The organism is Mesorhizobium sp. M4B.F.Ca.ET.143.01.1.1, from assembly GCF_004792275.1.
GTDB lineage: Bacteria > Pseudomonadota > Alphaproteobacteria > Rhizobiales > Rhizobiaceae > Mesorhizobium > Mesorhizobium abyssinicae.
Genome location: NZ_SRSR01000005.1, coordinates 71,120 through 94,777 on the forward strand (window position 1 = coordinate 71,120; position 23,658 = coordinate 94,777).

Below are 23,658 nucleotides of genomic sequence, written 5' to 3' on the forward strand. Positions count from 1 at the left end.
AAAGGCCCGGACGACGCAACTGATTATCCGGCTAAGATGGGGGAGCGAATGCCGGTCTCGCAGCCGACGCTGGCGCTCGTCGGCGACCGGCCGGCGATGCGCGAGAGACGCCGGCACAACCAGCGACACGCGCAGTGGTTGCATGCGCAATAACCGATTCTTCAACCGTACCGCTCTAATCAATTTCATTGCTTGATTGTTGCGGGAAGATCAGGTGAAGCGCGATGTTGACAGTCTATAATTGTATCGTGCACGAGCACGATTTGAGACTGGTCGCACTTGCAGCCCTTATTTGCGGCATTTCTTCCTTCTCGGCGGTCAATCTGCTTCGCCACGTCGACCGCTCGACCCACAGAAACCGCTATGCCTGGCTGATGATTGCCGCCACCTCGACCGGGTTCGGCATCTGGGCGACGCATTTCATCGCCATGATCGCCTTCTCGCCAGGAATACCCAACGCCTACAACACCGAACTGTCGGTGCTTTCGCTTGCCGCGGCCGTCCTGCTGACAGCCGCCGGCATGTGGATCGCCACCTTGCGTGGCGGCATCGACCACTACCTGGTCGGCGGCGCCGTGCTCGGCGCCGGCATCGGCACGATGCACTATACCGGCATGGCGGCGTTCGAGGTGCAGGGCCGGATCGTATGGGACCACCTGCTGGTCGGCATCTCGCTGGTCGCCGGCATCGCGCTTGCGGCGCTGTCGCTTTTCGTCGTGCTGCGCCGCCCCTCGACACTGGGGACGATCGGCGCCGCCGTGCTTTTGACGCTGGCGATCTGCACCTTGCACTTCATCGCCATGGGCGCCGTGTCGATCTATCCGGACAGCTCGATCGAGATCTCGCAGTATACGATCGAGCCGATGTCGCAGGCCTTCGCGGCCGCCGCCGCCAGCCTTGTCATCCTCGTGCTTTCGGCGGCGGCGCTGTGGATCGACCTGCGCTTCCGCCGCCATCAGGCCGAGGCCGAGCGCATGCATGGCCTGGCCAACGCGGCGGTCGAAGGCCTCATCGTCTGCGACGGCACCCGCATCGTCAGCGCCAACGACAGCATTGCGGCATTGTCCGGCATCGCATCGGCGACGCTCAATACCATGGTGCTTGGCGACCTCTTCGGCGAGCGCGCCGCCGCCGCCATGGCGGAAGCCGACGGGCAGGCGCGGGAAACCGAGCTCAGGAGCCATGACGGAACATCGATCCCCGTCGAGCTCATCGCCAGGACCATCGACTATTGCGGCAAGCCGCACGGCGTGGTCGCCGTGCGCGACATCCGCGAGCGCAAGAAGGCGGAGCAGGAGATCATCCGCCTCGCCCACTACGATCCGCTGACCGGGCTCGCCAACCGGCGCTCCTTCAACAGCCGGCTGGAGGCCGAGATCGCCGCGGCGGGCCGTGGCGGCAAGGGCGGGCAGCTCGCGCTCATGCTCCTCGATCTCGACCGGTTCAAGGAGGTCAACGACCTCTTCGGCCATGCCGCCGGCGACGCGATGCTGCAGAAAGTGGCGCAATGCGCCTCGGCCAAGCTTCGTCACGGACAGATGCTGGCCCGCCTCGGCGGTGACGAGTTCGCCATCATCGCCCCGAACCTGCCGGATCCGCAGGCTGCCGGCCGCATTGCCGAGGCGGTGCTTTCGGCCATGCGCGAGGAGAACCGGCTGTCGCCCGGCGGCGGCCTGGTGTCGGCCAGCATCGGCATCGCGCTCTACCCGCTGGACGCCGACGAGCAGGCCTCGCTCGTCAGCCACGCCGACACCGCGCTCTACCGCGCCAAGGCGGAGGGCAAGGACACCTATCGCTATTTCGAAGCCTCGATGGGCGCCGAGGCGCGCGACAGGCGGGTGATGGAGCACGACCTGCGCCAGGCGGTGGCGCGCGGCGAATTCCGCCTCGTCTACCAGCCGCAAAAGGAGATCAGTACCGGCAGGATGATCGGCTTCGAGGCGCTGCTCCGCTGGCACCATCCCGACCATGGCGACATCTCGCCTGCCGTGTTCATCCCGGTGGCCGAGGACAGCGGCGCCATCATCCAGATCGGCGAATGGGTGCTTTCGGCCGCGTGCGAGGAAGCCGCCCGCTGGAAGAACCCGCTGATGGTCGCGGTCAATGTCTCGGCCGTGCAGTTGCACAATCCGAACTTCAGCCGCAAGGTGCATGAGGTCCTTCTGCGCTCCGGCCTGGCGCCGGGCAGGCTCGAGTTGGAAATCACCGAGACGGCGCTGGTCAAGGACATGCCGCGCGCGCTGGCGGCCTTGCGGCAGATCAAGGCACTCGGCGTCCGTGTCGCCATGGACGATTTCGGCACCGGCTATTCCTCGCTCTCCAACCTGCGCGCCTTCCCCTTCGACAAGATCAAGATCGACGGATCCTTCATCAAGTCGGTCGACAGGAACGGTCAGGTCGCGGCCATCGTGCGCGCCGTTCTCGGGCTCGGCCGCGGTCTCGGCCTGCCGGTGCTCGCCGAAGGCGTCGAGACGCTGGGCGAGCTCAGGTTCCTCGATGCCGAGGACTGCGAGATCGGCCAGGGCTTCTATCTTGGCAGGCCGGGCCCGATCGAGGCGTTCGGTGAGCTGACCGGCGTGGCTTCCGAGAAGGAGGACGACGGCGCCGGCAGGTCGCGCGGCGGCGGCAGCATCCTGATGCTGGAACCGGCGGCGGCCCTGCGCTCAGCTTGACGGGCCGAGCGCGGCTTCGACCAGCCGCCTGGCATCCGCTCCCGACCATTCGGCCGGGCCGTTCATATGCGCGATCAGGCAGCCCTCGCCGTCGATCAGCATGGTGACCGGCAGGCCTAGCGCCAGGCCACGCGTCTTGACGTCGTTGAACAACGCCAACGTCGGATCCCGGTAGTAGCCGAGCGTTGCGACGCCGATGTCGCTAAGGAACTTCTTCGGCTTGCTGTCGTCGCCGGTGTCGACATTGACCGCGACGACCTGGAAGCGGTCGCTGCCCATCTCCTTCTGCAGCGCGTCGAGTGCCGGCATTTCGGCGCGGCACGGCGCGCACCATGTCGCCCAGAGATTTAACAGCAGCGTCTTGCCGGCGTGGTCGGCAACCGTCATCGGCTTGCCGTCGGGGCCGTTGAAGGCAAGGCTCTTCAGCGACTGCGGCGGATCGGCCGGCAACAGCGCCGCGACCTGGCCCGTAGCCTTGGCGGCGACCTGCTTGGCGCGCTCGGCCTTGGCCGCGCAGGCGGCATCGTCCTTGCCATCGGATGCCGCGACTTGCGTTGGAGCGTTGTTGCCAGAAGCGCTCTCGCTGACATATACCGCCACCGCGCCAGCCAGCACGCCCGCCACCAGGGCGGCGAGGATCAGGCGCGGGGCCGGGAATAGTTTACTGCGGTCTGCCATTTTCTTCAAAACTGCTCCGGAGCACGGGTTATAGCGATGAGCGACAAGAAGGCCAGCAACCAGATGTGGGGCGGACGTTTTGCCTCGGGTCCGGCCGCGATCATGGAAGCGATCAACGCGTCGATCTCGTTCGATCGCAAACTCTACGCACAGGACATAAGAGGTTCGATCGCCCATAGCGAGATGTTGGCTGAAACGGGCATTATTTCGACGGCCGATCAGCAAAAGATCGCTGACGGCCTGAACACGATCCTGAAAGAGATCGAGGCCGGCACGTTCGAGTTCTCGACCAGGCTGGAAGACATCCACATGAATGTCGAGGCGCGCCTTGCCGACCTGATCGGTACCGCTGCCGGCCGCCTGCACACCGCCCGTTCGCGCAACGACCAGGTGGCGGTCGACCTCAGGCTCTGGGTCAAGGATGAATGCTTCCGTGTCGCCGAGGCGCTGAAGGGGCTGATCGCCGCCTTCCTCGAGCGCGCCGAGGAGCATGCGGCGACGGTGATGCCGGGCTTCACCCACATGCAGGCGGCGCAGCCGGTGACCTTCGGCCACCACTGCATGGCCTATGTCGAGATGTTTTCGCGCGACCTGTCGCGTGTCCGCGACGCCATCGAGCGCATGGACGAGAGCCCGCTCGGCGCGGCCGCGCTTGCCGGCACCAGCTTCGCCATCGACCGCCACCAGACGGCGAAGGCGCTTGGCTTCCGCGAGCCGATGCGCAATTCGCTCGACGGCGTTTCCGACCGCGATTTCGCGCTGGAGTTTCTCGCCATGGCCGCGATCTGCGCCACGCACCTGTCGCGGCTGGCCGAGGAGATCATCATCTGGTCGACGCCGCAGTTCGGCTTCGTCCGGCTGTCGGACTCATTCTCTACCGGCTCCTCGATCATGCCGCAGAAGAAGAACCCCGACGCCGCCGAGCTGGTGCGCGGCAAGACCGGCCGCGTCAACGGCCATCTCGTCGGCCTTTTGACGGTGATGAAGGGCATGCCGCTGACCTATGGCAAGGACATGCAGGAAGACAAGGAATCGGTCTTCGACGCCGCCGAGACGCTCGATCTGATGCTGGCGGCGATGACCGGCATGGTGCGCGACATGACCGTCAATGCCGCCGCCATGAAGAAGGCCGCCGGCTCGGGCCACGCGACCGCGACCGACCTTGCCGACTGGCTGGTGCGCACGCTCGGCCTGCCCTTCCGCGAGGCGCATCACGTCACCGGCCGCGCCGTGGCGCTGGCCGAGGACAAGAAGGTCGGGCTGGAGAAGCTTTCGCTCGAGGATCTGCAATCGATCCATCCCGGCATCACGCAGGGCATTTTCTCCGTGCTTGCCGTGCAGAACTCGGTGAAGAGCCGCACAAGCTTCGGCGGCACCGCGCCGTCCGAGGTGCGCAAGCAGATCCGCTACTGGAAAAAGCGCCTGACCAAAGCGTGAGAGGCTGATTGATGCAAACTGACAAGATCTTAGAACGCTACAGCCACCAGAAATCCAACCTGAGCCTGGCTCTTCTTTCCGACAACGACGGTGGGGATCCAAAGATTCTCATACAAGGCTCGAAGCGGGCGCTGCACCTTCTCGCAGAACTTCTCCTTGCAGTTGCTGATGAGAAAGCCAACGACGGCTTCGGTATGGGGCCAAGAAGTGCCGGAAGTTTCCACTTTTCCGCCACGTCCGAGTTTGGTGTGTATGTCCATCGGCTGGACGAATGACGAATTCTCGGGGCTTGATTTTGCCGGGATGCAATGCGCCGAAAACTCGGCTAAAAGCGCAGCACGCAAACAGTTTCGGACGGATGGATCGATGACCGGAAGCAGGATTTTGGTGACGCTCGCGCTGCTCGCGGCGATGGTTGCCGTCACGGCCTGCGGCCGAAGGACCGGCCTCGACACGCCTTACGAGGCGGCCGTGCAGGCGCGCAAGGATGCCGAGAAGGCCCATCAGCCCGTGCCGCCGGAGCCGGAAAAACCGGTCGAGGACAAGAAGTTCATCCTCGACCCGCTGCTCTAGAGTCGATGAGCTGGGTTTGGTCTTTCCAAACCCGATCTCGTCGTACTCAAACTTGTTCGGAACCACTCTCGTGAACCATTTCGACTATCGCGACGGCGTGCTGCATGCCGAGGACGTCGCCCTGCCTGACATCGCGGCACAGGTCGGTACGCCGTTCTATTGCTATTCGACGGCGACGCTGACCAGGCATTTCCGCGTCTTCAAGGAGGCCTTCGCCGGGCTCGACACGCTGGTCTGCTACGCCATGAAGGCGAACTCCAACCAGGCGGTGCTGAAGACGCTGGCAAGGCTTGGCGCCGGCGCCGACGTGGTCTCGGAAGGCGAGTTGCGCCGCGCGCTTGCCGCCGGCATTCCGGCCAGCAAGATCCTGTTCTCCGGCGTCGGCAAGACGGCCCGGGAGATGGATTTCGCGCTTTCGGCGGGCATCCTCTGCTTCAACGTCGAATCCGAGCCGGAGCTGGAACTGCTTTCGGCCCGCGCCACAGCGCTTGGCAAGGTCGCGCCCATCTCGCTGCGCATCAATCCGGACGTCGACGCCAGGACACACAAGAAGATCTCCACCGGCAAGGCCGAGAACAAGTTCGGCATTGCGTGGCAAAGGGCGCGCCAGGTCTATGCCCGCGCCGCGCAACTGCCCGGCATCAGGGTCACCGGCATCGACACCCATATCGGCAGCCAGATCACGGAGCTGCAGCCTTTCGACGATGCCTTCGCGCTGCTCGTCGAGCTGGTCGGCACGCTGCGCGCCGACGGCCACGCCATCGAGCATGTCGATCTCGGCGGCGGTCTCGGCATTCCTTACCGCGTCGACAACAGCCCGCCGCCGCTGCCCGACGCCTATGCCGACATCGTCAGGAAGCACGTCACCAGGCTCGGCCTCAAGGTGATGTTCGAGCCCGGCCGGCTGATCGTCGGCAATGCCGGCATCCTGGTCTCCGAGGTGATCTTCGTGAAGGAAGGCGACGCCAAGAACTTCCTCGTCGTCGACGCGGCCATGAACGACCTGATCCGGCCGACGCTCTACGATGCCTTCCACGATATCCGCCCGGTGCTGCAGCAGCCGGCGGCGGCGCCGCGCATGACGGTCGATGTGGTCGGCCCGGTCTGCGAGACCGGCGACTATATCGGCCTCGACCGCGACCTGCCCAGGCTGAAGGCCGGCGACCTGATCGCGATTGCCACCGCCGGCGCCTATGGCGCGGTGCAGGCGGGCACCTACAACACCCGCCTGCTCGTGCCGGAAGTGCTGGTCGACGGCGACCGCTTCCACGTCGTGCGCCCGCGCCAGACCTATGACGAGCTGATCGGACTGGATTCCATTCCCGACTGGCTGAAATAGGCAGGCGGCCATGAGTTCATTCCGGCTGGCGCGTGGACGACAGCCGGCACGGTTAGGAGGCGAACCATGACCAATCCGAACATCATCACCCGCGAACGCATCGCCGCGATGGAGCCGCGCATCCGGCCGTACGTGCGCCACACCCCGGTGCTGCGCATCGACATGGCCGATTTCGGCCAGGCGCCGCTTGCCGTCGATCTCAAGCTCGAATGCCTGCAGCATTCCGGCTCGTTCAAGGCGCGGGGCGCCTTCACCAACCTGCTCGAACGCCCCGTGCCGAAGGCCGGCGTCGTCGCCGCCTCCGGCGGCAATCATGGCGCGGCGGTCGCCTATGCCGCCATGCGGCTCGGCCACAAGGCGACCATCTTCGTTCCCGAAGTAAGCCCGCCGGCCAAGCTGGCGCGCATTCGCGGCTATGGCGCCGAACTGGTCGTCGGCGGCGCGCGCTACGCCGAGGCGCTGGCCGCCAGCGAGGACTTCGCCGCAAGCACCGGAGCGCTGCAGATCCATGCCTTCAACCAGGAGGAAACGCTGGTCGGGCAAGGCACGCTCGGCCTCGAGATCGAGGCCGACCTGCCCGAAATCGACACGCTGCTGGTCGCCGTCGGCGGCGGCGGCCTTATCGGCGGCATCGCCGCCTGGTTTGCCGGCCGCATCCGGATCGTCGCCGTCGAGCCGGAGGGCGCACCGACGCTCCATCGCGCCTTCGAGGCCGGCCGGCCCGTCGATGCGCCGGCCGAAGGCATCGCCGCCGATTCGCTGGCCCCGAAGCGTGTGGGCGAAATGATGTTCCCGATCGCCGAGGCCTATGTCGAGCGCTCGCTCCTGGTCAGCGACGATGACATCATCGCCGCTCAGAAAGCGCTCTGGGACCGGGTGCGAATCATTTCCGAGCCGGGTGGCGCTGCAGCCTTCGCGGCGGTGCTCTCCGGCCGCTACCAGCCCTCGCCGGGCGAGCGCATCGCGGTTCTGGTCTGCGGATCCAACACCGATCCCGCAAAATTCTGACCATAAACCGGAAAGAACGGTTCACGTTTTTGGAACCCGCCTCGCCTTTGCCGTGTTTGCTGGTAAACTTCCAGTCCTGAGGTTCGGGCTATCCCGCCCGGACGGGAAGGGCCGATGACGCAACGACCCACTTCCAGCGGCGATCGTGGCCTGGCCGGGCGTCTTGCCCTGAGCCGGCTGGCGACGCGGACCTCCATGCTGGTCGAGCGCGGTTGGCCGCTGCTTCTGCCGCTGCTCGTCCTTGCCAGCCTGTTCCTCAGCATCTCCTGGCTCGGCCTGTTCCCGCTTCTGCCCGACGTTGCGCGCATCGGCGTGCTGATCGTCTTCGCCGGCGCCGCCCTTGCCGCGCTCTATCCGCTGCGCTTCTTCCGCTGGCCGTCCGCCGCAGAGATCGACCGGCGCATCGAGGCGGCCAACGAATTGTTGCACAGTCCGGTGCAGGTGCAGACCGATCGCCCGAGCGGCCACGAAAGCATCTTCTCGCAGGCGCTGTGGCGCGAGCACCAGAAGCGCATGGCCGAGCGCTTGGGCAGTCTTGGCGCCGACCGGCCGCGCGCGCGTGTGCCGGAGCGCGACCGCTGGGGCCTGCGCGCCGTGGCGGCGCTGCTTCTGGTCACCGCCTTCGCCTTCTCCTTCGGCCCCTCCGGCGGCCGCGTAAGCGACGGTTTCGTCGCCCGCGCGGCGCGCGACGCCGTTCCGCCGCGCATCGATGCCTGGGTGACGCCGCCGGCCTATACCGGCAAGCCGCCGCTCTTCCTCACCGCCGACGCCAAACAGGCGGCGGCCACCTTCACCGTGCCGCAAGGCAGCGATGTCTCGCTGCGCGTCACCGGCGGCTCGGGCGAGGAGACGCTGAGCTTTGCCGACAAGGACGGCAATGCCCGCGCCATCGACCCGGCCGCGCCGCAGGCCGCCAAGCCCGAGGCGACAGCGGCGCCAAAGGTGCGCCAGTTCACCGGCAAGCTGACCGGCGACGGCACGCTGACGCTGAAATCGGGCGAGGACGACCTCGGCCGCTGGGCCTTCGCCGTCATTCCGGACAAGCCGCCGACGATCCGCTTCGCCGGCGAGCCGAAGCGCGCCGTCAACGGTGCCTTCGAGCTCAACTACCAGATCGACGACGACTATGGCGCGGCCTCGGCCAAGGCGGAGTTAGCGCTCGCCGACACGCAGGCGCCCAACGCGCATCCGCTCTATGGCCCGCCCGACATGCCGCTGGCGCTGCCGCGGCGCGGCGGCAAGGGCAACGCCGCCAAGACCAGCAAGGACCTGACCGAGCACGTCTGGTCCGGCGGCAGCATCAAGCTGACCCTCACCGCCACCGACGACGCCGGCCATACCGCGACCAGTGAGACCAAGACGCTGGTGATGCCGGAGCGGCCCTTCGCCAACCCCCTGGCGCGGGCGGTGATCGAGCAGCGCCGCATGCTTGGGCTCGACGCCAATTCGAAGCCGCGCGTGCTCGAGCTGATGGACGCGATCACGCTGCGCCCGGAGGACACGTTCGACAACATGGCGCACTACCTCGCCATCATGAGCGCCCGCAGCCGGCTGAAGATGGCCGACAATGACGATCAGCTGCGCAATGTCGTGTCCTACCTCTGGGAAATCGCGCTCGGCATCGAGGAGGGCAATCTGTCGGCGGCCGAGCGGCGGCTGCGCCAGGCGCAGCAGGCTCTGCAGGATGCCATCAACAGGGGCGCCAGCGACGAAGAGATCGACAAGGCGATGAAGGAACTGCGCGAGGCGATGAACCAGTTCCTGCAGGAATTCGCCGAGCGCGCCAAGCAGAATCCGAACGCGCCGCAGATGCAGCAGAACGGCCAGGAACTGCGCCAGAGCGACATCGAACGCATGATGGACGAGATCGAGAACCTCGCCAAATCCGGCGACCGCGACCGCGCCCAGCAGTTGCTGTCGCAATTGCAGGACATGATGAACAACCTGCAGGCCGGCCGTCAGCAGCAGGGCGGCGAGCAGGACAGTGAGATGCGCCAGCAGATGGACAAGCTGGGCGAGATCATGCGGCGCCAGCAGGAGATGATGAACGACACCTTCCGCATGGACCAGATGCAGCGCGGCCAGCGGCAGCGCGGCGAGAACCGCGACGAGCAGCTCGGCGAAAACGGCGGCGGCCAGGACGAGGACAGGCCGGGACCGGGACAGGACCGCGATCCGCTCGCCCGCCCGAAGCCGATGACGCCGCAGGAATTCGCCGACGCGCTGAAGCAGTTGCAGGAAGGCCAGGGCAAGCTGCAGAACGACCTCGAGCAGTTGAAGAAGGGCCTGGAAGGCATGGGCATGGAGCCCAACGAAGGATTTGGCGAAGCCGGCAAGTCGATGGGCAATGCCGAGCAGGCGCTGGGCGAAGGCGACGGCGACCAGGCCGTCGGCCATCAGGGCCGCGCGCTGGAGGCGCTGCGCCGTGGCGCCAAGGACATGATGAAGCAGCTGCAGGCCATGCAGGGCGACCAGGGCGGCAGCGAGCAGGGCGGCCGCCAGCAGGATGCCGACCGCGACCCGCTCGGCCGACCGCGCGCCACGCGCGGGCCCGACGACGGCAATTCGGTGAAGGTGCCCGACGAGATCGATGTCCAGCGCGCGCGCCAGATCCTGGAAGCGATCCGCAAGCGGCTCGGCAACGCGCTCAGCCCCGACATCGAACGCAGCTATCTCGAACGGCTGCTGGAACTGAAATAGCCCGCCTCTTCCCAACGGTCGCAACGCAATGCCGAAGCTCGGTGCCGTCACTCCGATATTGCGCATATTCGACGTCGCCAAGGCGCATGAATTCTATCTCGGCTTCCTCGGCTTCGAGGTACGGTTCGAGCACCGTTTCGACGACGATGCGCCGCTTTACACCGGCATTGCCCGCGACGGCTGCGAGTTGCATCTGAGCGAGCATCATGGCGACGGTTCGCCGGGCTCCCATGTCCGCGTCGCAGTGGCCGACATAGCGGCGCTGCATCGCGAGCTGACAGCGAAGAAATACCGCTACGCCAGGCCGGGGTTGGAAGAGACGCCCTGGGGAACGAGAGAGGTCACCGTCGACGACCCGTTCGGCAACCGTCTGACCTTCTCCGAGAGCACGCCGGCAGGGTAGCGCGGAGCCGCCGCCCCCACCGGATTGAAGCAACGCAGGTCAGCCGTCAAGGAGCGCGCCGGGCGTCAGCGTGAACGCCTCGCGGATCGCATTCTCCATGCTGTCGATCGCTTCGCCGGCGGCGGCCGGATTGCGATGCAAAACGACATTCGAGGAATCGATGTCGCCGAAGCCGTCGGCCGCGGTCAGCTCGCGGCAGCCGGCCGGGATGTTGCTGCGCGAGATCGGCGCGATCGCCAGGCCCGAGGTGACCGCGAGCTTGAGGCCGCCATTGGTGTCGCTGGTATAGGCGACGCGATAGGCAAGGCCGCGCTGTTCCAGCGACTTGATCGCGAAGTCGCGGCACCAGCCCTCGCGGCTGTAGAGCGCGATCGGCACCGGCCGCTCCTCGTGCCTGTGGTGCGTCTCGGACGTCACCCAGACGGTCGGATCGTGCATCAGCACCTCGCCGCCCGCGAGATCCTGCCATTCGAACACAACCGCAAGGTCGAGCTCGCCGGCCGCAACCGCCGCTGTCTGCGCGCCCGAATGCGCGTAGCGCACCGTCACCTCGACCTTCGGGTGGCGCTTCGAAAACGCCCCCAGGGCGCGCGACAGGATGGCATGGCCATATTCTTCGGGAATGCCGATTCGCACCGGCCCGCCAAGCGGCGCCGCGGCAATCGACGCTGCCGTCTCGTCGAGCAGCGAAACGATGCGCCTGGCATTGCCGATCAGCTCGCCGCCGCGCCGCGTCAGCGCCACGCCGCGCGAGCCGCGCTCGAACAGGCTGTCGCCGACCATGCCCTCGAGCTTCTTCATCTGCATCGACACGGCCGACTGGGTGCGGCCCGCCTGCTCGGCCGCCTTGGTGAAATTGCCGGTTTCGGCCACCGCGACGAAGGTGCGCAGGAGGTCGCTGTCGAGCGTCGGCTTCATCGCATTTCACCATAAGCAATTTTGATTGCTGGCATCATTCCAATTCGTTTGCAACATGTCAAACGCCGGAGGATAGTCGCCTCACCCATTGGATATGCGGCCCTTCAAACCGGCTGCGGACCAATCGAGTCCTCACTCATACCCGCTGCCCGAAACGGTGGCGGGTTCTTTTTACCGCATGCGTCGGTTTGGGATCGCGCGAACCGGGGAGCAGAATCCTATGCAGAACAGGATGGTGCTTGGCATCCTGAGCCTCTGTCTGGGCGTGCTGGTGTTTTCGCTCCAGGATCCGCTCGTCAAGGCGGTCTCGGGCCTCTACCCGGTCACCGAGGTGATGGCGATCCGCGCCATTGTTGCCCTGCCGATCCTGATCGTTATCGTGCGCGCCGATGTCGGGTTGAAAGCCCTGCTCTCGAAGCGCTCCGGCCTGCTGACGCTGCGCGCCTTCATCCAGTTCAGCTCCTACACGTCCTACTATCTGGCGATCGCCGCCCTGCCGCTGGCCGACGCGGTGGCGCTCTATTTCATGGCGCCGCTGTGCATCATGGTGCTGGCCGGGCCTTATCTCGGCGAGCGGGTGTCCTGGCAGACGCTGGCGACCGTGCTGATCGGCCTGCTCGGCGTCCTCGTCATGCTGCGGCCGGGCGCCGGACTGTTCGACTGGGCGGCGTTGCTGTCGCTCGGCTCCGCCTTCCTCTACGGCTTCTCGCAGTTGATGGCGCGCAAGATAAGCGACACCGAATCCTCCACCGTCATGGCGTTCTACCAGAATGGCGCCTATCTGACGGGCGCAGTGTTCGTCGCCGGCCTGTTCCGGTTGGCCGGGATTGAGCACGCCGTCCACCCCAGCCTCGAATTCCTGGTGCGGCCGTGGATCTGGCCGGCATTTCCCGACCTTCTCAAGATGGCGGCCTGCGGCTTCGTCGCCTCGGCCGGCATGATCCTGCTGTCGCAAGCCTACCGGCTGGCGCCGGCCAACCGCGTCGCCACCTTCGAATATACGGGCATCATCTGGTCGCCGCTGTGGGGATTCCTGTTCTTCGCCGAGGTGCCGCACTCGACGACCGTGCTGGGCGCCGCCCTCATCATCGGTGCCGGCCTGCTCGCCTTCCGTACCGAGCGGCGCAGAGCGGCTCCGCCGCTGCTTGTGCCGACCGGCGACACGGCGTGAGCGCCGGCTACGGTTGCCGCCGATATGGTGAAGGGCGGCCTGTGGGCCGGAGCCTCAGGCGAAGCAGCTCAAGGCGCGACCGACGCGAGCGCGTATCTCAGCGAGCGTAAAGGGCTTCTGCATGACGTCGAGGATGATGCCGTTGAGCTCCTCGGCGCGCTCGCGCTGATCGGCGTAGCCGGTCATCAGCATGATCTTCATCGACGGGAACAGCGCCGCCGCCGCGGTGGCCATCTCGATGCCGTCCATCTCCGGCATGCGGATATCGGAGACGACGAGGTCATAGCCACCCCGCGCCGCCTTGATCAGCTCAAGTCCCTGGGCGCCATCGCAGGCGATGGCCACGCTGTGCCCGTCACGTTCGAGCGCGCGGGCGGCGAGGGTGCGGACGGACTCATCGTCCTCGACGATCAGAAGCTTTGCCATGGCGTGATACATGGCGGGGAAACGTTGACGTTTTCTGAACCGGAACAATTGGTCCGGGGGAAATCCAGAGCATGCCGTGTTCGGCGATTCAGTGCTGCCTGATTTGGGGCATGCTTCAGGGGGTGTTGAGATTCAGGTCAGGCCGCTGTTTGCGGCCGGCCTCACCTGAATATCGACATGCCCTAGGCGTCGCCCTTGACGACGCCGACGAAGGGCAGCTCCCGGAAGGCGTGGGCGACGTCCATGCCGTAGCCGACGACGAAATAATCCGGGCAGTCGAAGCCGACATAGTCGGCGTTGAGCGTGGTCTGGCGGCGCATGCGCTTGTCGAGCAGCACGGCGATGGCGCAGCTTCTGGCGCCGCGCGACAGCATCAGGTCGCGGGCGAAGGAGAGCGTCTTGCCGGATTCGAGGATGTCGTCGATCAGAAGCACATCGCGGCCGGCGACCTCATTGTCGATGTCGCGCAGCACCTTCACCTCGCCGCTCGTGGTGCCGGCGCCGTAGCTGGAGATGAAGATGAACTCGACCTCGGGCGACAGGCCGACATCGTGCATGGCCCGGATCAGGTCGGCTGCGAAGACGAAAGACCCCTTCAGCACCGAGATCACCAAAAGGTCATGGTAGTCGCGCCCGGCAATCTCCTTGGCGAGCTCGAGGTTGCGGCGGGCGATCGCCGACGCCGAAAACAGGACCTCGATGTCCTTGCCGCGCACAACTGGCATTTTCGCCCTCCAGGCGTTTTGCCTACAGGACCGCGACCTTCAGGGCCTGCGAAAGCGCTGTAGAACTTCTTGGTTTTTGCGCCGGGTCGCGCGGTTTTGTGTCGCCTTAGCCAGCAAAAGTGACTGAGACGGCTTTCACGCCGTTTCTAGGCACATCAAGGCGGCTGGAAAAGCCAAATCTTTCGCCGGGCGCCAGCGAGCGACCGGATGTCCCCAGCGTATAGCGGATGATCTGGCTGTCCTTGCCGGTGACGCGGATTTCCAGGGGCGGCATTTGCACCGCCTGCGCGCCGTCATTGGCGGCCTCGCCGTCGACGAACAGCACAGGTTTCGGCCCTGATGCGTCGATGCGCGAGGTGATGCCCGAGATGCTGAGCGCGGCCGCCGGCTGCGCGACGGCCCAGAACGGCGATTGACGGACCAGCGCATGGCCGCCGGAGACCCAGAAGGCAGCGAGCGCTGCGCCGACACCGGCAATCCAGAAGAGCGGTCCGCCACGCGACGCCGGCCGCCGTTCGGCCACCGCCTCCGGCTTGCGCAGCATGCCCATGCCTTCGATGGCGGCCGTGCTGGTCGCGCGCGAAGGCGGAGCCGGCGGCGCTTCCGACCTGGCCGACGGACGCGGCAGCACCTCGTAATCGGCGTCGACGACGTCGATCACCGGCGCGCGCGCTTCCTGCGCGGCACTTGTCCCCAGCCCGGTCATGATTTCGCCGGAAACCGGGCGCGCGGTTCGTTGCTCAGCCATACGGCCTGGTAAGCCCCTGTTCGCTGTTCGTTTCTTTTGGGTAAACGCAAATGGTTAACGCTTCCCCACCGGAACCCCGGTGATGCACCGAAAAGCATCGAAAATTAACCAAGGGTTAACCATGCGGGCCGATGGTCTTTTGAGAGAAAGGGCTGGCGTTTCGCCGCCGAAAGTTCCAGGTCGTCGAACGTGATCCGCTTCGAAAATGTCGGCCTCCGCTATGGCATGGGTCCGGAGATCCTCCGCGACATTTCCCTGCACATACCGGAGCGCTCCTTCCAGTTCCTGAGCGGGCCCTCCGGCGCCGGCAAGACGACGCTGCTGCGCCTGCTGTTCATGTCGCTGAAGCCGACGCGCGGGCTGATCACCATCTTCGGCAAGGACCGCTCGCGCATCTCGCGCAGCGAGCTGCCGCACCTGCGGCGCCGCATCGGTGTCGTATTCCAGGATTTCCGCCTGCTCGACCACATGACCACCTATGAGAACGTCGCCCTGCCCTTGCGCGTGCGCGGACGCGAGGAGGCGAGCTACCGCACCGACGTCACCGAACTGCTGAAATGGGTTGGGCTGGGCGAACGCATGCATGTGCTGCCGCCGGTGCTGTCGGGCGGCGAGAAGCAGCGCGCCGCGATCGCCCGCGCGCTGATCGAACAGCCCGAGATCCTGCTCGCCGACGAGCCGACCGGCAATGTCGACCCGCCGCTGGCGCGCCGGCTGCTTCGGCTGTTCATCGAGCTCAACCGTCTCGGCACGGCGGTGGTGATCGCCACCCACGACCTCGGCCTGATGGAGCAGGTCGACGCGCGGCGCATGATCCTCGCCGGCGGAAGGCTGGACATCTATGACTGAGCTCTCCGCCGACCATCTGCATGACCAGCCCGCCGAGATGGCTGGCGTGGTGCAGCGCCCCCAACGCAGGATGGCGCCGATCGTGCCGGCGCAGAACATTGCCGGACGGGCGCTGGTGCTGGTCATCGCCATCATGACCTTCCTGTCCTGCCTCACGTTCGGCGCCGTGACCCTGGTGCGCGACACCGCGTCGGTCTGGGAGAACCAGATCTCGCGCGAGGCGACGATCCAGATCAAGCCGGTCGACGGCCTCGACATGGAGGCGGCATTGGCCCAGGCCTCGCAGATCGCCAGCGAATTCCCCGGCGTCAAGGGCACCAAGATCATCGACCGCGACGCCACCGCGCGGCTGCTGGAGCCGTGGCTGGGCACAGGTCTCAACATCGATGAATTGCCGGTGCCGCGCCTCGTCGTCGTCACCATCGACGAAAACAGCCCGCCCGACTTCGCCGCCATGCGCGCCGCGATCACGCCCAAATTGCCGACCGCGGCGCTCGACGATCACCGCACCTGGGTCGACCGGCTCGTCACCATGGCCCGCACGACGGTGACCATCGGCATCGCCGTGCTGGTGCTGATGCTGTCGGCGACCGTGCTGACCGTGGTGTTCGCGACGCGCGGCGCCATGGCAGGCAACGGCCACATCATCGAGGTGCTGCATTTCGTCGGCGCCGAGGCGCGCTTCATCGCGCGCGAGTTCCGTTGGCATTTCCTGGTCACCGGCATGAAAGGCGCCGCGGCCGGCGGCGCCGCCGCGATTTTGGTCTTCATCGTCTTTTCCTGGTGGTCGTCGCGCAACATGGCGACGCCCCAGGCCGACCAGGCAACCGCGCTGTTCGGCAATTTCGCCATCGGCTCGGCGGGCTATCTCGGCGTCGGCCTGATGGTGCTGGTGATCGGCGCGCTGACGGCGGCGACCTCGCACGCGACGGTTGTCACCTATCTCAGCGACATCGACATGCGCCAGCCGGATGGAGGCTAAGCACGGTTCCAAAAAGCGAAAGCCGGTTCTTCGAGACGACCATGCCAGGCAAGAGTATGATCACGCTAGGGAAACTGCCGTAACGCAATGTGCGCCTTCTCATCTATCAAAGGCCGCATTTCAGGATTAACCATAGGATGATGGACGCGCAGGACACGACCGGAACGGCTGGACGGATGCCAGTTGTTGGTGCCCGTGCGCACGGGCGTGGCAATCTGGCCCGCCTTGCCATCGTCCTTCGGATCTTTGCTTTCTCCGTGCTGGCACTTGCGGCTCTGTTTGCCGGCGGCTTCGGCTGGTTCGCCAGCACGGTCAGCCACATGACGACGCCCGCCAACCCCGCCAGGGCGGATGCCATCATCGTTCTCACCGGCGGCCAGTCGCGCCTCGACGCGGCGATGGACCTGCTCGCTTCCGGCAAGGGCGAGCGCTTGCTGATCAGCGGCGTTCATCCTTCCGCCAGCCGCCGCCAGTTGCAGGCCGCGACCGGCGGCGACAAGGCGCTGTTTTCCTGCTGCGTCGACATCGACCGCGCCGCGCTCGACACCATCGGCAATGCCGAGGAAAGCGCCAAATGGGTGGAAAGCCACGCCTATGGCAGCGTCATTCTCGTCACCAACAACTACCACATGCCGCGCAGCCTGCTGGAGATGGGGCGGCTGCTGCACGGCGCCAAGCTGGAACCCTATCCGGTGGTCAACACCAATCTCGGCAATGGCGGCTGGCTGACCAAGCCGGAAGCGTTGCGCGTGCTTTTGACCGAATACAGCAAATATGTGCTGGCTCTGGCGCGCGGCATCGTCCCGCTGCGCCAGACTGCCGACGGCATCGCCCTGGCGGAAGCCTCGGTGGTCAAGAGCGACAAGCCGCCAGCCCGCATCATCCCTTAGTCTCGACCGCGCGCAGGCGCTCGACCTCCTGTTCGAGGGCCGCAATGCGCCTGTCGCGATCGGCGAGCGCCGCCGCGACGTCCGCAGCATCGAAGCGCTGCGGTATGTGCTGCTGGCAGTTGGCATCCCAGGTCGAGACGGTGAACAGGATCACCTGCTCGGGACGCGCCTTGTAGCCTTGCGGCATCAGGCTCGCCGTCAGTTCGGCGTCTCCCTCGACGACGCGCGCCCTGCCCCAGATCTTGATGCGCTGCCGATGGGCATAGTCGATCAGGAACAGGAAGGCCTGCGCGTTGTCGGCGAGATTGCCCTGGGTGATGAACTGCCTGTTGCCCGTGAAGTCGGCGAAGCCGATCGTCTTCTCGTCGATCACCTTGAGGAAGCCCGCCGGCCCGCCGCGATGCTGGATGTAGGGCTGGCCCTCGCCATTGGCGGTCGCCAGGAAGACGCTGGTCTGCGCCGCGATGAAGGCGGCAAGGTCCGGCGTGATCGTATCCCGCCAGCCGCCGCGCTCCTCGACCCGGGAATAGGCATCGCGCGAGCCCTTGCGCGCCTGGATGGCCTTGACGCTCGGCGTGAAGGCGACGTCGCTGGTGAAAGCATGGGCGTTCATATGGCGCTGTCCTCCAAGGGCTGGTAACCCGCCGAATATAAGCCTTCCATATTTCGGATGCAGATGGCATATCTGGAATAGTTCCTTCCATTTTCTGGAAAGTTCATGGATCGCCTTGAAGCTATGTCGCTTTTCGTCGCCGCGGTGGAGGCCGGCAGCCTTTCGGCCACGGCGCGCCGCTTCGGCATGCCGCTCGCCACGGTCAGCCGCAAGGTCTCGGAACTGGAACGGCACCTCAACACGCGCCTGCTCAGCCGCTCGGCGCGGCGGCTGACGCCGACCGCTGCCGGGCAGGCCTATCTCGCCGCCTGCCGCCGCATCCTGGACGAGGTCGGTGAGGCCGAGCGCGCCGCGGCCGGCGAATACAGCGCGCCCAAAGGCGAACTGGTCGTCACCGCGCCGATCGTCTTCGGCCGCCTGCACGTGCTGCCGGTGGTCGCCGATTTCCTCGCCGCCTATCCCGAGGTCGATATCCGGCTGACGCTGTCGGACCAGATAACGCAGCTGGTCGACGAGCATATCGACCTTGCCGTGCGCATCGGCGATCTGCCCGATTCCAGCCTTGTCGCCATCCGCGTCGGCGCGATCCGCCGCGTCGTCTGCGCAAGCCCGCCCTACCTTGCGGCCCATGGCACGCCGCAAACCCCGGGGGACCTAGCCGCGCACAGCTGCGTTACGTTCGACAACCTCTCGGCCCCTGCCACCTGGGTCTTCTCCGGCGGCAAGAGCGAGATCACCGTGCCGGTCCATTCCAGGCTTCGCGTCAACACCGCGGAAGCCGCCATCGACGCCGCGACCGCCGGGGTCGGCTTGACCAAGGTGCTGTCCTACCAGGTCGCCGCCGCGATGCGCTCCGGCGCGCTGCAGGCAGTGCTGCGCGAGTTCGAGCCGCCGCCATGGCCGGTGAGCCTCGTCCATGCCGGGCAGGGCCTGCTGCCGGTCAAGCTGCGCGCCTTCCTCGATTTCGCCGCCCCGCGCCTGAAGGAGCGCCTGACGCAAGCGATGTGGTAGGAAATCGGGATCGGCCTTCGCTCGCTGGCCGTTTCCTTTTTTCCCGCGCTTGGTGTAACCAACGCACTCTTCCTCACCGGGCCTTCCCGCATGCTCTATTTCCGCTCGCTGGCGTTCAACCTCGTCTTCTACCTCAGCCTGGTCGTCCAGATGATCTTCTGGACCCCGTACTATTTCCTGTCGCCGCGCCACCGGGCCTGGTTCGTGCCCAAATTCTGGTCGCGCACCTGCATGTGGCTCTACGACAAGATCGCCGGCACGAAGAGCGAGATCACAGGCGTCGAGAACTTGCCCGAAGGGTCCTTCATCCTGGCGCCGAAGCATCAGTCCTTCTGGGATGCGATCGCCTTTTTTCCCTATCTCGATGACGCGCTCTACATCCTGAAACGGGAGCTGACCTGGATCCCCTTCTTCGGCTGGTACATCATGAAGATGCGGATGATCCCGGTCGACCGCGGCAGTCGCTCCAAGGCGCTGAAGGCGGTCGTCGCCGCCACCAGAGCTGAAATGGACCGCAATCCGCGCCAGCTCATCATCTACCCCGAAGGCACGCGCCGCGCTCCCGGCGACGAGCCGGCCTACAAATACGGCATCGTCGAGATCTATTCGCAGCTTGGCGTCCCGGTGGTACCGGTCGCCCATGTCGCCGGCCTCTACTGGCCGCGCCGCAAGTTCCTGCGCTATCCCGGCACCATCAAGGCCCGCTTCCTGCCGCCGATCCCGCCGGGCCTGGCCAAGGACGAGTTCATGAAGCGGCTGATCGGCGAGACCGAGGCTGCCTGCGACCAGCTCCTCGTAGAGGCCTCGCGCGCGCCGAATCCGCCGCCGATGCCGCCGACGGCGGCGAAGCGGCTGGCGGAGCTCGCGGCGGCCGGAAAGGCCAAGGCCTGAGCCGCAGCTCCGTTTCGCCGGCCTAAGGCCACGCCGCCAATGCCGTCGTCAGCACTAGCGTCGCCGCGAAAGCCAGGTTGATGATCCGCGAGGCCAGCGGCCGCCGCAGGAGCCGGGCGAACGCCGCCCCGACAAGCAGCCACAGCACGTGGATGGCGACGATCATCAGCGTGAGCACCAGGAGCCTGGTCGAAATCCCGAGACCGGCGACGCCCGACGAAGCGCCGGCGAAGACGGCGGTGATCGCCACATAGGCTTTCGGATTGGCGACAGCGAGCAGGAAGCCGCCCGAGAATGTGGGAGGCGCCATCCCGTTCTCGCGCGCTGCCAGCGGCGGCGCCGTCGCTATTCTGTAGGCCAGGTAGAGGATGTAGGCCGCGGAGGCGATCGCCAGCACCGGCGCCATGCCCGGCAGCGAGGCAAAGATCGCCGTCACGCCGGAAGCCACCACCAGCAACACGAGCGTGGTGCCAACGATGATGCCCGACGTGTAGCGCAGCGAGCCGCGCAGGCCGAAAGCGGCGCCTATTGCGGTGACGCTGATCGTCGCCGGCCCCGGACTGCCCATCACGACGGCGGCGGCAAGCACCAGCACCAGCACCTGCTGCCATGGCTGCGTGAGGGTCAAAATTCCGGCCATACGCGTTTTCCGCATCGTGTCGCGATGCGCAAAACGTTATGGCGCAGGGGCCGTCGCCGTCTTGAACGATCGTGTCGAACCGTCCGGCAAGGGACGCCCCGCTTGCAGCGCGCCGGGCTGGAGCAATTCCAGGAAAAGTGTGAAACGGTTTTCCGTCCGGAATTGCGTCAAGACAAAGAGATAGAGCGGTTCGCCGTTTCCGTGAAACGGTGAAACGCTCTAGGCACTCGCCCGGTCCAGCGCCGCGATGTCGTCGGCGCCGAGCTTCAGCGACGCGGCGCGCACCAGGCTGTCCACCTGCGCTGTCGTCGTGGCGCTGGCGATCGGCGCGGTGACGCCCGGGCGCGCCATCACCCAGGCCAGCGCCACCTCGGCCTGCTTGGCCGAATGCCTGGCCGAAACCGCGTCGAGCGCGGCGAGGATGCGCATGCCGCGATCGTTGAGATAGCTGGCGACATCCTCGCCCCGTTCGCTTTGGCCGAGGTCCGCCTTGCCGCGGTATTTGCCGCTCAAGAATCCCTTGGCCAGGCTGAAATAGGTGATGACGCCGATGTCCTCGGCTACGCAGAGATCAAGCAGCGGTCCGTCGAGCGACGAACGGTCGTACAAATTGTATTCGGGTTGCAGCACGTCATAACGCGGCAGGCCGCGCAGGCTCGCCACATCGAGCGCCGCGCGCAGCTGGCCGGCATCGAGATTGGAGCAGCCGACATGGCGGACCTTGCCCTTGGCAAGCAGGCCCTGATAGGCGCCGAGCGTCTCCTCGTAGGGGGTGGCCGGATCCGGCCAGTGCGACAGATAGAGGTCGATCGCGTCGGTCTGCAGCCGCTTCAGCGAGGCGTCGACCGCCTTTTCGATATAGGCGGCGGACAGGTCCCGCCTGCCCTGGCCCATGTCCGAGCCGACCTTGGTGATGACGACGATCTTGTCGCGGTTGCCGCGGCTTTTCATCCATTTGCCGATGATGGTTTCGGATTCGCCGCCCTTGTTGCCGGGAGCCCAGCGCGAATAGACGTCCGCCGTGTCGACGGCGTTGAGGCCGGCATCGGCAAAACGGTCGAGCAGGTCGAAGGAGGTCTTCTCGTCGGCGGTCCAGCCAAAGACATTGCCGCCCAGGACCAGCGGCGCGAGGGAAAGGTCGGTGCGACCGAGACGGCGTTTTTGCAAGGCTGATCTCCGTGATGCTTGGGATAGTGCCGGGCAAGCCCGGCTGGGGGGCAGCAGCTAACCTAGGTCCTGGATTGCCGAGGTCAAAGGCCTGGCCATTCTTTTCCGGCAGGCCAGCGCTTCACAAAGGCGCGAACCGCCGCGCCACGTCCTCCAGCCAGTGGTCGCGTATGCTGAGCGCCTTGAGGTGCTCCAGCGTGCTCAACACATAGTCCTCGTTGCGTCCGGATTGACCGACAGCGCCGCGAACAATGCTTGCCGCATGCGCCGCGTCGAGCGCGCCGGCATACTGCTCATGCGCGCGGTCGACGATGTAGGCAACCGCCTCGACCCTGCCGTTCGCTTCCTTCCCTGTCCCGTCGAGCCGGATGTCCAGCGTGCGTTCGAGATAGACGCTGGTCACCAGCTCGCGCTCGCGCAGATACGCGAGAACCTCGCCGCGCAGGTCGCCCGGCACCCGGAATGCCAGCCCGACGCAGGAGCCGCCGCGGTCGAGGCCGAGCACAAGGCCCGGCCGCCGGCGCGTGCCGCGATGCACGAAGGAATAGACGCAGAGCGCCCGGCGGTAGCCGTAAAGGCGCGCGCGGCGCGTCTCGACATGCGCGAAACCCGGGCGCCAGATCAGGGACCCATAGCCAAAAACCCAAAAATCGCCCATATCGCCAAGCCTGATCGCGCGAGTCCGACTCTAGGCCGGAATCGGTGTTTTACGTCTTCCTGCTTGTTGCGTAACAACCGCCCGCCCGCAATATCAGGGGTAATGAGAGCTGCAGCATGACGTCAACTGACGAGCGCCCGCCGAACTTTCGCCGCCGGCTGTTCTGGCTCGCTGCCTTCATTGCCGTGCTGTTCGCCCTCTACAGCGCTGGCTGGTTCTATCTGGCCGATCGCGTCAGGACCGAGGCCGACAAGGCGGTTGCCTCGCTCAACGTCAACGGCATCGAGGCCGGTTGCGCCAACCTGACCGTCAGCGGCTATCCGCTCAGCTTCGCCATCTCCTGCGACACGCTCGCCTATGAGGACGATGCCAGGAACGTCGCCGCCTCGACCGGCAGTTTCAATGCGGTGGCCGAAATTACGCAGCCCCTGTCGCCAGTCGCCGATCTGCGCGGTCCGCTCAGGACCTCAATGCCCGGCATGACGCCGCTGTGGATCGACTGGGACAAACTGCGGGCGGACGCGAAGCTCTCCTGGCCGCTGCCGCAGCGCGTCGCGCTGAAGGCCGAGGGCCTGTCCGGCCAGACCGATCCGGCCGACAACAGCGATCCCGTCGAGCTGTTCTATGCCGGAAAGGCCGCCGGGCAATTGCAGCCGAACGGCCTGGACATCGGCTATGTCGGCAGTTTCAACGATCTCGAGATCGACGCCGACGCGATCGGCGGGCGCGTGCTGCCGCCGCTCGACGGCAGCGGCGAGGCGACGCTGAAGAACGGCGTCGCGCTGATCAGGACGCAGCCGAAGAGCCTGCGCGGCCAGTCGGTCGACATCGCCAAGCTCGACCTGTCGTCGGGCGAAGCGCGCATAACCGTCTCCGGGCCGCTATCGGTCGATGCCGAAGGGCTCATCGACGCCGAGCTGACGATCAAGCTCAGGGATCCCAAGGCGGTGGCAGCGATCCTCGGCGGCGCCATCCCCGAGCGCAAGAGCGAGATCGAGCAAGGTTTTGCCGGTCTGGCGATGCTCGGCAACGAGCCGTCCATGCCGCTCAGGATCGTCAAGGGCAAGGCCTCGCTCGGCTTCATCCCGCTCGGCAAGATCAAAGCGGTCGATTAGAGCATGGCCCCAATAAGTGGGAACCGGTTTTTGGACAAGACCAT

The 23,658-nt window shown here is 66.1% G+C and carries 24 protein-coding genes; 15 read left to right on the forward strand and 9 right to left on the reverse strand.

The genetic code is table 11. The features are described 5' to 3' along the window. Nucleotides 1–224 precede the first annotated feature (224 nt). A complete protein-coding gene (locus tag EN786_RS13930; RefSeq protein ID WP_127311730.1) occupies nt 225–2,672 on the forward strand; it encodes an EAL domain-containing protein in 2,448 nt (815 codons plus the stop codon). Here the strand turns inward: EN786_RS13930 and EN786_RS13935 are convergent. Then, nucleotides 2,664–3,350 (reverse strand): TlpA disulfide reductase family protein, encoded by a 687-nt coding sequence (locus EN786_RS13935; RefSeq protein ID WP_127311729.1) that lies wholly within the window; start codon nt 3,348–3,350, stop codon nt 2,664–2,666. The two genes, EN786_RS13930 and EN786_RS13935, sit on opposite strands and share 9 nt — an antisense overlap. A 36-nt stretch (nt 3,351–3,386) precedes the next feature. Here EN786_RS13935 and argH point away from each other — a divergent pair, with 36 nt between their 5' ends. From argH to EN786_RS13970, 7 genes are all read left to right on the forward strand, one after another. Beyond that, nucleotides 3,387–4,787, forward strand: a complete 1,401-nt coding sequence (gene argH, locus EN786_RS13940; RefSeq protein ID WP_135908610.1) for an argininosuccinate lyase — start codon at nt 3,387–3,389, stop codon at nt 4,785–4,787. A gap of 11 nt (nt 4,788–4,798) precedes the next feature. Beyond that, entirely contained in the window at nt 4,799–5,062 is a 264-nt protein-coding gene (locus EN786_RS13945) for a hypothetical protein (protein WP_127312130.1), read from the forward strand. 91 nt (nt 5,063–5,153) lie between these two features. After that, nucleotides 5,154–5,360, forward strand: a complete 207-nt coding sequence (locus EN786_RS13950) for a hypothetical protein (protein WP_127312131.1) — start codon at nt 5,154–5,156, stop codon at nt 5,358–5,360. Between the two features lie 70 nt (nt 5,361–5,430). Then, a complete protein-coding gene (gene lysA, locus EN786_RS13955) occupies nt 5,431–6,699 on the forward strand; it encodes a diaminopimelate decarboxylase (RefSeq protein ID WP_135908612.1) in 1,269 nt (422 codons plus the stop codon). A gap of 66 nt (nt 6,700–6,765) precedes the next feature. Continuing rightward, nucleotides 6,766–7,707 (forward strand): threonine/serine dehydratase, encoded by a 942-nt coding sequence (locus EN786_RS13960; protein WP_127286944.1) that lies wholly within the window; start codon nt 6,766–6,768, stop codon nt 7,705–7,707. A gap of 114 nt (nt 7,708–7,821) precedes the next feature. Further along, nucleotides 7,822–10,407: a TIGR02302 family protein gene (locus tag EN786_RS13965; RefSeq protein ID WP_127286943.1), complete on the forward strand. Its 2,586-nt coding sequence runs from the start codon at nt 7,822–7,824 to the stop codon at nt 10,405–10,407. Between the two features lie 28 nt (nt 10,408–10,435). Further along, nucleotides 10,436–10,810, forward strand: coding sequence for a glyoxalase superfamily protein (locus EN786_RS13970; RefSeq protein ID WP_127286942.1), 375 nt, complete (start codon nt 10,436–10,438; stop codon nt 10,808–10,810). A gap of 39 nt (nt 10,811–10,849) precedes the next feature. Here the strand turns inward: EN786_RS13970 and EN786_RS13975 are convergent, their stop codons facing one another. Continuing rightward, the gene (locus EN786_RS13975; RefSeq protein WP_127310756.1) at nt 10,850–11,728 is read right to left on the reverse strand and encodes a LysR substrate-binding domain-containing protein; all 879 of its coding nucleotides are present in this window, start codon (nt 11,726–11,728) and stop codon (nt 10,850–10,852) included. 220 nt (nt 11,729–11,948) lie between these two features. Here EN786_RS13975 and EN786_RS13980 point away from each other — a divergent pair, with 220 nt between their 5' ends. After that, complete coding sequence (locus EN786_RS13980) at nt 11,949–12,899, forward strand: DMT family transporter (protein ID WP_127310757.1); 951 nt, start codon at nt 11,949–11,951, stop codon at nt 12,897–12,899. A gap of 54 nt (nt 12,900–12,953) precedes the next feature. Here EN786_RS13980 and EN786_RS13985 read toward each other — a convergent pair whose 3' ends face one another. The 3 genes from EN786_RS13985 to EN786_RS13995 all read right to left on the reverse strand — a co-directional run bounded on the left by EN786_RS13985 (nt 12,954) and on the right by EN786_RS13995 (nt 14,798). Beyond that, nucleotides 12,954–13,325, reverse strand: a complete 372-nt coding sequence (locus EN786_RS13985; RefSeq protein WP_127285006.1) for a response regulator — start codon at nt 13,323–13,325, stop codon at nt 12,954–12,956. Between the two features lie 182 nt (nt 13,326–13,507). Continuing rightward, the gene (gene hpt / locus EN786_RS13990) at nt 13,508–14,050 is read right to left on the reverse strand and encodes a hypoxanthine phosphoribosyltransferase (protein WP_127285005.1); all 543 of its coding nucleotides are present in this window, start codon (nt 14,048–14,050) and stop codon (nt 13,508–13,510) included. A 106-nt stretch (nt 14,051–14,156) separates the two neighbouring features. Beyond that, entirely contained in the window at nt 14,157–14,798 is a 642-nt protein-coding gene (locus EN786_RS13995; protein WP_127285004.1) for a hypothetical protein, read from the reverse strand. 189 nt (nt 14,799–14,987) lie between these two features. Here EN786_RS13995 and ftsE point away from each other — a divergent pair, with 189 nt between their 5' ends. The 3 genes from ftsE to EN786_RS14010 all read left to right on the forward strand — a co-directional run bounded on the left by ftsE (nt 14,988) and on the right by EN786_RS14010 (nt 17,519). After that, entirely contained in the window at nt 14,988–15,647 is a 660-nt protein-coding gene (ftsE, locus tag EN786_RS14000; RefSeq protein ID WP_023757234.1) for a cell division ATP-binding protein FtsE, read from the forward strand. Further along, entirely contained in the window at nt 15,640–16,629 is a 990-nt protein-coding gene (locus EN786_RS14005; RefSeq protein ID WP_127285003.1) for an ABC transporter permease, read from the forward strand. The genes ftsE and EN786_RS14005 overlap by 8 nt, the downstream gene beginning before the upstream one ends. Before the next feature lie 137 nt (nt 16,630–16,766). Continuing rightward, nucleotides 16,767–17,519, forward strand: a complete 753-nt coding sequence (locus tag EN786_RS14010) for a YdcF family protein (protein WP_127285002.1) — start codon at nt 16,767–16,769, stop codon at nt 17,517–17,519. Here the strand turns inward: EN786_RS14010 and EN786_RS14015 are convergent. Further along, nucleotides 17,509–18,132, reverse strand: coding sequence for a pyridoxamine 5'-phosphate oxidase family protein (locus EN786_RS14015; protein ID WP_127285001.1), 624 nt, complete (start codon nt 18,130–18,132; stop codon nt 17,509–17,511). The two genes, EN786_RS14010 and EN786_RS14015, sit on opposite strands and share 11 nt — an antisense overlap. Before the next feature lie 105 nt (nt 18,133–18,237). Here EN786_RS14015 and EN786_RS14020 point away from each other — a divergent pair, with 105 nt between their 5' ends. Together EN786_RS14020 and EN786_RS14025 are read left to right on the forward strand one after the other, a co-directional pair. Further along, on the forward strand, nt 18,238–19,143 hold the full coding sequence (locus tag EN786_RS14020) for a LysR family transcriptional regulator (protein WP_135908614.1): 906 nt from the start codon (nt 18,238–18,240) through the stop codon (nt 19,141–19,143). Nucleotides 19,144–19,233: 90 nt separating this feature from the next. Then, nucleotides 19,234–20,034: a 1-acyl-sn-glycerol-3-phosphate acyltransferase gene (locus EN786_RS14025; protein WP_127284999.1), complete on the forward strand. Its 801-nt coding sequence runs from the start codon at nt 19,234–19,236 to the stop codon at nt 20,032–20,034. A 22-nt stretch (nt 20,035–20,056) separates the two neighbouring features. Here EN786_RS14025 and EN786_RS14030 read toward each other — a convergent pair whose 3' ends face one another. The 3 genes from EN786_RS14030 to EN786_RS14040 form a co-directional block, all read right to left on the reverse strand. Beyond that, nucleotides 20,057–20,674, reverse strand: coding sequence for a LysE family translocator (locus tag EN786_RS14030; RefSeq protein WP_127311573.1), 618 nt, complete (start codon nt 20,672–20,674; stop codon nt 20,057–20,059). Between the two features lie 219 nt (nt 20,675–20,893). Next, nucleotides 20,894–21,841, reverse strand: coding sequence for an aldo/keto reductase (locus EN786_RS14035; protein ID WP_127311574.1), 948 nt, complete (start codon nt 21,839–21,841; stop codon nt 20,894–20,896). A gap of 121 nt (nt 21,842–21,962) precedes the next feature. Then, entirely contained in the window at nt 21,963–22,499 is a 537-nt protein-coding gene (locus tag EN786_RS14040; protein ID WP_127311575.1) for a gamma-glutamylcyclotransferase, read from the reverse strand. Between the two features lie 116 nt (nt 22,500–22,615). Between EN786_RS14040 and EN786_RS14045 the strand changes: the two genes are divergently transcribed. Continuing rightward, complete coding sequence (locus EN786_RS14045) at nt 22,616–23,614, forward strand: DUF2125 domain-containing protein (RefSeq protein ID WP_127311576.1); 999 nt, start codon at nt 22,616–22,618, stop codon at nt 23,612–23,614. Nucleotides 23,615–23,658 lie beyond the last annotated feature (44 nt).

Bases quoted from the DNA above. Each gene is read 5' to 3' on its own strand.
- EN786_RS13975 (WP_127310756.1), bottom strand. From the start codon at position 11,728: ATGAAGCCGACGCTCGACAGCGACCTCCTGCGCACCTTCGTCGCGGTG.
- EN786_RS14020 (WP_135908614.1), top strand. From the start codon at position 18,238: ATGGATCGCCTTGAAGCTATGTCGCTTTTCGTCGCCGCGGTGGAGGCC.
- EN786_RS14025 (WP_127284999.1), top strand. From the start codon at position 19,234: ATGCTCTATTTCCGCTCGCTGGCGTTCAACCTCGTCTTCTACCTCAGC.
- EN786_RS13965 (WP_127286943.1), top strand. From the start codon at position 7,822: ATGACGCAACGACCCACTTCCAGCGGCGATCGTGGCCTGGCCGGGCGT.
- EN786_RS14040 (WP_127311575.1), bottom strand. From the start codon at position 22,499: ATGGGCGATTTTTGGGTTTTTGGCTATGGGTCCCTGATCTGGCGCCCG.
- EN786_RS14015 (WP_127285001.1), bottom strand. From the start codon at position 18,132: ATGAACGCCCATGCTTTCACCAGCGACGTCGCCTTCACGCCGAGCGTC.
- EN786_RS13960 (WP_127286944.1), top strand. From the start codon at position 6,766: ATGACCAATCCGAACATCATCACCCGCGAACGCATCGCCGCGATGGAG.
- EN786_RS14005 (WP_127285003.1), top strand. From the start codon at position 15,640: ATGACTGAGCTCTCCGCCGACCATCTGCATGACCAGCCCGCCGAGATG.
- EN786_RS13930 (WP_127311730.1), top strand. From the start codon at position 225: ATGTTGACAGTCTATAATTGTATCGTGCACGAGCACGATTTGAGACTG.
- EN786_RS13935 (WP_127311729.1), bottom strand. From the start codon at position 3,350: ATGGCAGACCGCAGTAAACTATTCCCGGCCCCGCGCCTGATCCTCGCC.
- EN786_RS14045 (WP_127311576.1), top strand. From the start codon at position 22,616: ATGACGTCAACTGACGAGCGCCCGCCGAACTTTCGCCGCCGGCTGTTC.
- argH (WP_135908610.1), top strand. From the start codon at position 3,387: ATGAGCGACAAGAAGGCCAGCAACCAGATGTGGGGCGGACGTTTTGCC.
- EN786_RS13995 (WP_127285004.1), bottom strand. From the start codon at position 14,798: ATGGCTGAGCAACGAACCGCGCGCCCGGTTTCCGGCGAAATCATGACC.
- EN786_RS13950 (WP_127312131.1), top strand. From the start codon at position 5,154: ATGACCGGAAGCAGGATTTTGGTGACGCTCGCGCTGCTCGCGGCGATG.
- hpt (WP_127285005.1), bottom strand. From the start codon at position 14,050: ATGCCAGTTGTGCGCGGCAAGGACATCGAGGTCCTGTTTTCGGCGTCG.
- EN786_RS13970 (WP_127286942.1), top strand. From the start codon at position 10,436: ATGCCGAAGCTCGGTGCCGTCACTCCGATATTGCGCATATTCGACGTC.
- EN786_RS13945 (WP_127312130.1), top strand. From the start codon at position 4,799: ATGCAAACTGACAAGATCTTAGAACGCTACAGCCACCAGAAATCCAAC.
- EN786_RS14010 (WP_127285002.1), top strand. From the start codon at position 16,767: ATGATGGACGCGCAGGACACGACCGGAACGGCTGGACGGATGCCAGTT.
- EN786_RS14030 (WP_127311573.1), bottom strand. From the start codon at position 20,674: ATGGCCGGAATTTTGACCCTCACGCAGCCATGGCAGCAGGTGCTGGTG.
- EN786_RS13980 (WP_127310757.1), top strand. From the start codon at position 11,949: ATGCAGAACAGGATGGTGCTTGGCATCCTGAGCCTCTGTCTGGGCGTG.
- EN786_RS13985 (WP_127285006.1), bottom strand. From the start codon at position 13,325: ATGGCAAAGCTTCTGATCGTCGAGGACGATGAGTCCGTCCGCACCCTC.